This window comes from uncultured Planktosalinus sp. (assembly GCF_963973675.1).
Taxonomy (GTDB): domain Bacteria; phylum Bacteroidota; class Bacteroidia; order Flavobacteriales; family Flavobacteriaceae; genus Planktosalinus.
The window spans coordinates 1-7,138 of sequence record NZ_CAXBAN010000120.1; the positions used below are offsets into that span (position 1 = coordinate 1).

The following is a 7,138-nucleotide window of genomic DNA, read 5'->3' on the forward strand; positions in this document are numbered from 1 at the left end:
ACCGTTCCAAAACCATTAATCCCGGTAGCAGGAAAGCCCATTGTTCATCGATTGGTAAAGGATATTGCTAAAGTTTTGAATAGAAAAATTGAAGAAGTGGCCTTTATCATAGCTGAAGATTTTGGAAAAGAAGTGGAAGAAAATCTACTGGATATCGCAAAAACAATGGGAGCCAAAGGCACTATTTACTATCAGGACAAACCTCTAGGTACCGGTCACGCGATTATGTGTGCCAAAAACTCATTGAGCGGCCCTTGTGTGATTGCATATGCAGACACCCTATTCAGAGCTGATTTTCAATTGGATCAAAATGCAGACAGTGTCATTTGGGTCAAAGAAGTAGAAGACCCTTCACAATATGGTGTGGTGAGCTTAAGCGAAAACAACCATATCACCGGACTTGTTGAAAAGCCCCAAGATTTTGTTTCAAATCTGGCAGTGATTGGTATTTATTATTTCAAAGAAGCAGGTGATTTGAAAAACGAATTGCAAAAAGTACTGGATGCCAATTTAACCCATGGTGGCGAGTATCAAATCAATGATGGTATCAAAGCGCTGATGCAGCAGGGAAAAGTTTTCGTTCCCGGAAAAATTGACGAATGGATGGATTGCGGCAACAAAAATGTTACAGTTGAGACAAACACCCGTATGCTCAATCACCTTTCAAATGAAGGAATGCCTCTGATCTCGAGTAAAATCAAAGAGGACAATGCAACCATTATTGAGCCTTGTTATATTGGTGATAATGTAACTTTGAAAAATACTACCATTGGTCCAAATGTTTCACTGGGCGACGGTTGTGTCGTCGAAAATAGCACAATCAAAAATAGCTTGATACAAACCAACAGCACAATTAAAAATGCCAGTTTAGACAATGCAATGATAGGGAATCACGTTATCTTTGATGGAAACTTTACTTCGTTGAGTTTGGGTGATTATTCTGTGATGGAATAAGGATATAACTAAAGATAAAGAATTGAAAAATCGTCTAACTTATATTTTATTATTGATTTTAGGAATGACTTTCATTCCCCAAATAAGTCTTGCCCAAGGAAAAGATGAAGACGTTACAGATGATTTAGGAAATGTGACTGATAAGTTTCAGGAGCATTTTTTTGAAGCACTCAAGCAAAAAGGAATCGAAAACTATGACCGAGCTCTTGAAGCTTTAGAAAAAGCCGCAAAAGAATCTCCTGGTGAAGTAGCCGTCTATTTTGAAATGGCCAAAAATCATGGGTATTTAAAACAATGGGAAAAAGCAGAAACACATTATAACAAAGTGCTTGAGATGGAGCCGGGCAAACCCGAAGCCTTTTCAGGCCTCTATGACGTCTATTACAATACAAATAACTATGAAAAAGCCATTGTTGTTGTTAAAAAACTTATTCCTTTAGACAAGGACTATAAGGAAGACTTGGCCAATCTCTATGAGCGCACTGAGCAGTATGACAAAGCATTACAAATTCTGGAAGAGCTAGATCAGGAATTGGGTAACAGCGACTACAGAAATCAGTTGCGCCAACAGATTTATATGAAAAGCGATAATGCCGGCAGTCAGATTTCAGACCTGGAACAGCGCATTAAGCGTACACCGGTTAATGAACAGGATTTTCTAAACCTAATTTACCTTTACAGCGAGTCAAATGATAAAGAAGCCGCATTTACTACTGCAAAAAAACTCATTCAAGCCTTACCTGATTCAGAACTGGCACACCTTGCATTGTATAAGTTTTATTTAGATGCAAATCGGCCTGATGAGGCCTTTACCTCAATGGAAACTATTTTTAAATCAGATAAAATTGACACTGAAAACAAATTTAAAGTTCTGAATGACTTTCTCCTTTTTGTGAATGAAAACCCTGTGTATGAAGAAAAAATGGAAGAGATGGTGACAGTTTTTTCTCAGGAATCAAAAAACGATCAGGTTTATGAACAATTGGCCGGCTATTATTTAAAAAAAGAAATGCAGGAGGAAGCACTTAAATATTTTGAACTGGGCGTTAAAAACAATCCTGGAAATTACAATTTGATAAAAAACACTTTATTGCTTCAGATTGATTTTAAAAAATTTGAAAAAGCAGAGAAATTAAGCAATCAAAGCTTGGATTTGTTTCCCTCTCAGCCTTTGTTGTATCTACTTAACGGTGTTGCAAACCTTAATCTTGATAATACTTCAAAAGCAAAAACTATGCTGGAGACCGGCCTTGATTATTTAATTGATGATTCTCAAATGGAACGAGATTTTTACCTTCAACTCAGTAAAGTTTATAGTGAACAAGGCAATGCTCAAAAAGCTGAGGAGTTCCAAAATAGAGCAATTAAAATTTCTCAAACTAATTAGAAGTCTTTATGAAATATTCCGGTTATTTAGTTTTAGCGGTCATTGGTTCTCTTTTAGTTTCCTGCAGTGCAGCCAAAAGAACTACCGGAACTTTAGACGAAAAAATAAAAACGGAAAGGTTGGTTGAATTGCATACGAAGAGTGAAGCAAAATTCACTACTCTGGCAACCAGGGTACAAGTAAAATTTGATGACGGAAGTACCTCTCAAAGCATGACGGTAAGTTTAAGAATGGAGAGGGACAAAGCCATTTGGATAAGCGCGTCAATTTTGGGAATAACTATGGCAAAAATGTATATCACACCCCAACATGTTAGTTATTATGAAACCATAGGTAAAACCTATTTTGATGGCGACTTCAGTCTGTTGAGTGATTGGCTTGCTGTAAAAGTGGATTTTTATATGGTACAAAATATCTTGTTGGGAAACAGCGTTTTCAATTTATATGAAAATCAATACACTACATCTGTTACTGACTCAAATTACAGATTAACACCAAAAAGTAACAACCCACTAATGCAACATTTGTTTTTAGTCAACCCCTTAAATTTTAAAATGGCATCACAACAAATAATGCAGCCCGAAGAGCAACGCATCTTAAGGGTCGACTATCTTTCTTATCAACCTGCAGGTAATTATATATTTCCTAAAGAAATAAAAATTGATGCTATTGAAATAAATAACCAGACAAAAATCACTTTAGATTTTAGACAAATTGATCTCAATGCGCGTGTTAGCTTTCCTTTCAACATCCCAAATGGATATGAAGAATTAACAATTGATTAATGAAAAACAGCTCACAAATACTACTGCTTGCTTTACTAATTGTTTTTAACTGCCAATCCTCATTTTCACAGCTTGATAAACAAGCTGAATTAGAGAAAAAAAGGCAGCAATTACAGGAAGAAATCAGGCAAATCAACAACCTTCTTTTTTCAACTAAGAAAAAAGAACAAACGGTTTTAACTGAAGTTGAAAACATAGCCAGCAGAATTCAAGCAAGAGAAAATCTTATAAAAGTAACCAACCAGCAGGCCAACTTGATTACACGGGAAATCAATTCTAACATGAATAAAATTGATCAACTCCGCAAAGAACTTCGGGTAATAAAGGAAGAATATGCAAAACTTATTGACAGGACATATAAAAGTAAATCAGATCAAAGCAGGGTAATGTTTTTGCTTTCTTCTGAAAGCTTTTTACAAGCTTATAAGCGGGTGCAGTATATGCAACAATATGCAAACCATAGAAAAAAACAAGGAGAAGAAATACAGAAAAAAACCACTGAAATTCAAGAACTAAATAAAAACCTATTAGTTCAACAAAAAGAAAAACAGGCACTTATTGAGGAAAACAGAATTGCTAGAAATGAATTGCAACTAGAACGCAAGCAGCAAGAACAACTAATGGCAACCCTTAAGCAAGACGAAAGTAAATATACTAAACAAATTAAAGACCGTCAACGGGAGGCAGCAGTAATTGACAAACAAATTGAAGACCTTATTCGAGCAGCCATAGCAGAATCAAACAGAGCAGCAGGAGGAGATAGAAGAGAAAGAAAAACCACAACCTTTGCTATGACTGCTGAGGCAAAAGCACTAGCAGCAAATTTTACCAGCAACAAAGGGAAACTTCCTTGGCCGGTTGAAAGAGGAGTTGTCGTTACACGATTTGGCACTACACAGCATCCAACGCTTCCTAATGTGAAAACAACCAGTAGTGGTGTTGAAATAGCCACTCAAGAAGGAACAACTGCACGCGCAGCTTTTGATGGTGAAGTTTTAGCGATAAGCATAATCAGGGGCTCTGTTAAGGCTGTTCATATCAGGCATGGTGACTTTATAACTGTTTACCAAAATATAACAGACCTCTATGTAACAAAAGGGGATAAAGTATCTACCAAACAAGCTATAGGAAAAATACACACTAATCCTACAACAGGAAAAACAATTCTTAAGTTTTTAATATTTAAAAACACAAATAAACTCAATCCTGCAGATTGGCTTTACGAAATGTAATTATTCAAAAAGCGCTTTTAGTTCCGTGGCCTCTTTGGGTTTCATTTTGCCAGCAAGCACCAAGCTGAGTTGTTTTCGGCGCAAAGCAGCTGCAAAACGTTCTTTTTCTAAGTCACTTTCAGCAACCAGTTCGGGAACTTGAACGGGAATTCCCATTTCATCTACAGCAACAAAAGTGTAGATTGCTTCATTGGCTTTGGATTTGATACCGCTTTCACGATCTTCAATCCAAACATCCATATAGACCTCCATGGAAGTTTTAAATGCTCTTGAAACCTTGGCTTCTATAGTAACAACGCTTCCCACTGGAATCATTTTATTAAAAGCTACGTGATTTACTGAAGCTGTTACGACAATTCTTCTTGAGTGCCTTCTTGCGGTAATACTTGCTGCGCGATCCATGCGGGCTAGTAATTCGCCACCAAACATATTGCCAATTGGATTGGTTTCGCTTGGCAAAACAATGTCTGTTAAAACAGTTAGGGTTTCTTTGGCAGTTTTTGACGTCATAAACTTTTTTTTGCAAAGATAATCCTTTTGAAATTCGAGTATCTAAAAACCGGAAAAAATATGTTGTGTAGAGAATTAGTTTAGCTCTTGGACAAGCAGCCAAGCATCTATGTTTTCGGTTTGCTTTACAGACCTAAGAGTAGAAAGGGCTTCTTCTTTTGTAGTGAAACTATTGTATACCACTTGGTGTAGACCATAATTATTAATTCCGATAAACCTTGAAGGGAATCCTTTTTCTTTTAACTCTTCAACTTTTGCCATTGCATTTTCTTCAACCCTGAAGGCACCTGCAACAATATGATACTTTCCCAGTGGTTTTTTAATAGTTACATTTAAGGAGGGCAAGGGCGAATTGACAACAAAAGTAGCTTGTTGTATTTGGTTTTCAACCAGTGAATTGGCTTTTTGCTTTTCAACTAAATTATGCTCCTCAACAGCATTATTATAAACAAAAAGACCGCTCATGCCGGTTAACCCAATTGCCAATAAACCTATAGCAGCATATTTTAATAATGGAATTGCCCTCTTTTCCCTATTAAACAATGACTCTGCCTTTTCTGTATTTATGACCTTACTTTCCCTGAAAACCTTAGAAGAAGCAAAGGAGGTTAATCCAAAAGACTCTATTAGAAAATTTGAGTTTGCGTCCTGATGAAAAACCACATAGTGATTTATATCGGTTTTTAATTCACCAATATTTTTAAATGAGACGGTTTTACCTAACTCTAGGCTTTTTTTTAATATTTTGATTTCAGCTCTTATTTTTGAAAGAGCTTCTTCATAAGAACTATTTTCAACACGCGCTATATGATTTGCAAGCAATCCATCATTTGTTTGCAAATGGCTGTTGAATGAAAGACTTTTTCCGGGGGGGTAAAAGGTATTAGTTTCAAAATCAATCTTTGCTGATTTGCTTTGAGTTAAAAAAGCACCCAAACCCGGAAGTATGACGCATTCATACCTGTAAAGTAAATCGCTTATGTAACTTGATAGTTCCATTGAAAACAAATTTACTATTTTTTTTGAGTTTCAAAATAATGCAACCCATAAGTTTTTAACAATTCTTTATTATCTTGTAAAGCAATTATTTATAATTTTTTAAAAAGTGACAAAAGAAGAATTGTTTTACACCTTGGTCTTACAAAAAGTGCCAAACCTTGGGGATGCTTCTGCCAAAAAGTTAATTCAAAAAGCAGGAAGCCCAAAGGCTGTTTTTACAGAAAAAAAAGCCACTCTTATGAAGATTGATGGTATTGGTTCATTTAAATTAAAGGACCTTTATTCTAAAGACTATTACGTATTGGCAGAAGACGAATTAAAGTTTATTGAATCCAATGAAATTAAAACCACTTATTTCAAAGAGGACCATTATCCAGAAAAACTAAAACACTGTTTGGATGGCCCCATTTTATTTTTCCAACGGGGCAACATAAACCTTAACAAAAAAAGAATTATCAGCGTCGTAGGAACCCGAAAAGTCACCTCTTATGGAGTTAGGTTATGTGAAGAATTAATCGAGGAACTAACCCCTTTGGACCCGGTAATTATTTCTGGCTTTGCGTATGGTGTAGATATTTCAGCACACAAAGCGGCGCTAAAAAATAACCTGCAAACAATTGGCTGCCTTGCTCACGGTTTGAATCAAATATATCCTAAAACACATCATAAATATATTAAAGATGTTGAATACAATGGAGGTTTTATCACTGAATTTTGGAGCAGTGATGTTTTTGATAGAAATAACTTTTTAAAAAGGAACCGCATCATAGCTGGTATTTCTGAAGCGACCATAGTTATAGAGTCTGCTGAAAAAGGAGGAAGCCTTGTTACGGCCAATATAGCAAACTCCTATAATAGAGATGTTTTTGCAGTGCCCGGAAGAATATCTGACACCCAAAGTCAGGGATGCAACAATCTAATAAAAACACAGCGCGCCCACCTGTTAACTTCTGCGGCAGATTTGATTTATATACTCAATTGGAATTTGGGTAAAGAAAAACCTAAAACCATTCAAAAACAGCTTTTTGTAGAATTGGAGGAAGAGGAGCAAAAAATTTACAATTATTTAAAAGCCCAAAATAAAGCACATATAGATACTATTGCTATTAATTGCAGTATGCCTGTTTTTAAGATAACCACAGAGCTTTTAAAGCTTGAGTTGAAGGGTGTCGTCAGACCTTTGCCTGGCAAAATATTTGAAATATGTTAAAAAAATTAAGAATTATGTGGAATATTTATTACATTTACTCTTATTAACTAAACAATATAAC

The 7,138-nt window shown here is 35.8% G+C and carries 7 protein-coding genes; 5 read left to right on the forward strand and 2 right to left on the reverse strand.

Translation table 11 applies throughout. From position 1 onward, the window contains the following. The 4 genes from AACY61_RS06310 to AACY61_RS06325 all read left to right on the forward strand — a co-directional run. Positions 1-954: sugar phosphate nucleotidyltransferase (locus AACY61_RS06310; RefSeq protein WP_339610735.1), on the forward strand; the 954-nt coding region annotated here is incomplete at its 5' end. A gap of 64 nt (positions 955-1,018) precedes the next feature. Continuing rightward, a complete protein-coding gene (locus tag AACY61_RS06315) occupies positions 1,019-2,341 on the forward strand; it encodes a tetratricopeptide repeat protein (RefSeq protein ID WP_339610736.1) in 1,323 nt (440 codons plus the stop codon). Positions 2,342-2,349: 8 nt separating this feature from the next. Further along, entirely contained in the window at positions 2,350-3,126 is a 777-nt protein-coding gene (locus tag AACY61_RS06320; RefSeq protein ID WP_339610737.1) for a DUF4292 domain-containing protein, read from the forward strand. Beyond that, positions 3,126-4,358 carry a peptidoglycan DD-metalloendopeptidase family protein gene (locus AACY61_RS06325; RefSeq protein ID WP_339610738.1) on the forward strand — a complete coding sequence of 411 codons (1,233 nt, stop codon included), beginning with the start codon at positions 3,126-3,128 and terminating at the stop codon, positions 4,356-4,358. Before AACY61_RS06320 ends, AACY61_RS06325 begins: the two co-directional genes overlap by 1 nt. Here AACY61_RS06325 and AACY61_RS06330 read toward each other — a convergent pair whose 3' ends face one another. Both AACY61_RS06330 and AACY61_RS06335 read right to left on the reverse strand, forming a co-directional pair. Continuing rightward, on the reverse strand, positions 4,359-4,868 hold the full coding sequence (locus AACY61_RS06330) for an acyl-CoA thioesterase (protein WP_339610739.1): 510 nt from the start codon (positions 4,866-4,868) through the stop codon (positions 4,359-4,361). 75 nt (positions 4,869-4,943) lie between these two features. After that, positions 4,944-5,867: an SPOR domain-containing protein gene (locus AACY61_RS06335; RefSeq protein WP_339610740.1), complete on the reverse strand. Its 924-nt coding sequence runs from the start codon at positions 5,865-5,867 to the stop codon at positions 4,944-4,946. A gap of 106 nt (positions 5,868-5,973) precedes the next feature. On the opposite strand from AACY61_RS06335, the gene dprA reads away from it, so the two are divergent. Beyond that, a complete protein-coding gene (dprA, locus tag AACY61_RS06340) occupies positions 5,974-7,077 on the forward strand; it encodes a DNA-processing protein DprA (protein ID WP_339610741.1) in 1,104 nt (367 codons plus the stop codon). The last annotated feature ends 61 nt before the right edge of the window (positions 7,078-7,138 follow it).

What these genes read in the sequence shown, in the direction of transcription:
- AACY61_RS06330 (WP_339610739.1), bottom strand. Translation starts at nt 4,868, where the DNA reads ATGACGTCAAAAACTGCCAAAGAAACCCTAACTGTTTTAACAGACATT.
- AACY61_RS06315 (WP_339610736.1), top strand. Translation starts at nt 1,019, where the DNA reads ATGACTTTCATTCCCCAAATAAGTCTTGCCCAAGGAAAAGATGAAGAC.
- AACY61_RS06335 (WP_339610740.1), bottom strand. Translation starts at nt 5,867, where the DNA reads ATGGAACTATCAAGTTACATAAGCGATTTACTTTACAGGTATGAATGC.
- AACY61_RS06320 (WP_339610737.1), top strand. Translation starts at nt 2,350, where the DNA reads ATGAAATATTCCGGTTATTTAGTTTTAGCGGTCATTGGTTCTCTTTTA.
- AACY61_RS06325 (WP_339610738.1), top strand. Translation starts at nt 3,126, where the DNA reads ATGAAAAACAGCTCACAAATACTACTGCTTGCTTTACTAATTGTTTTT.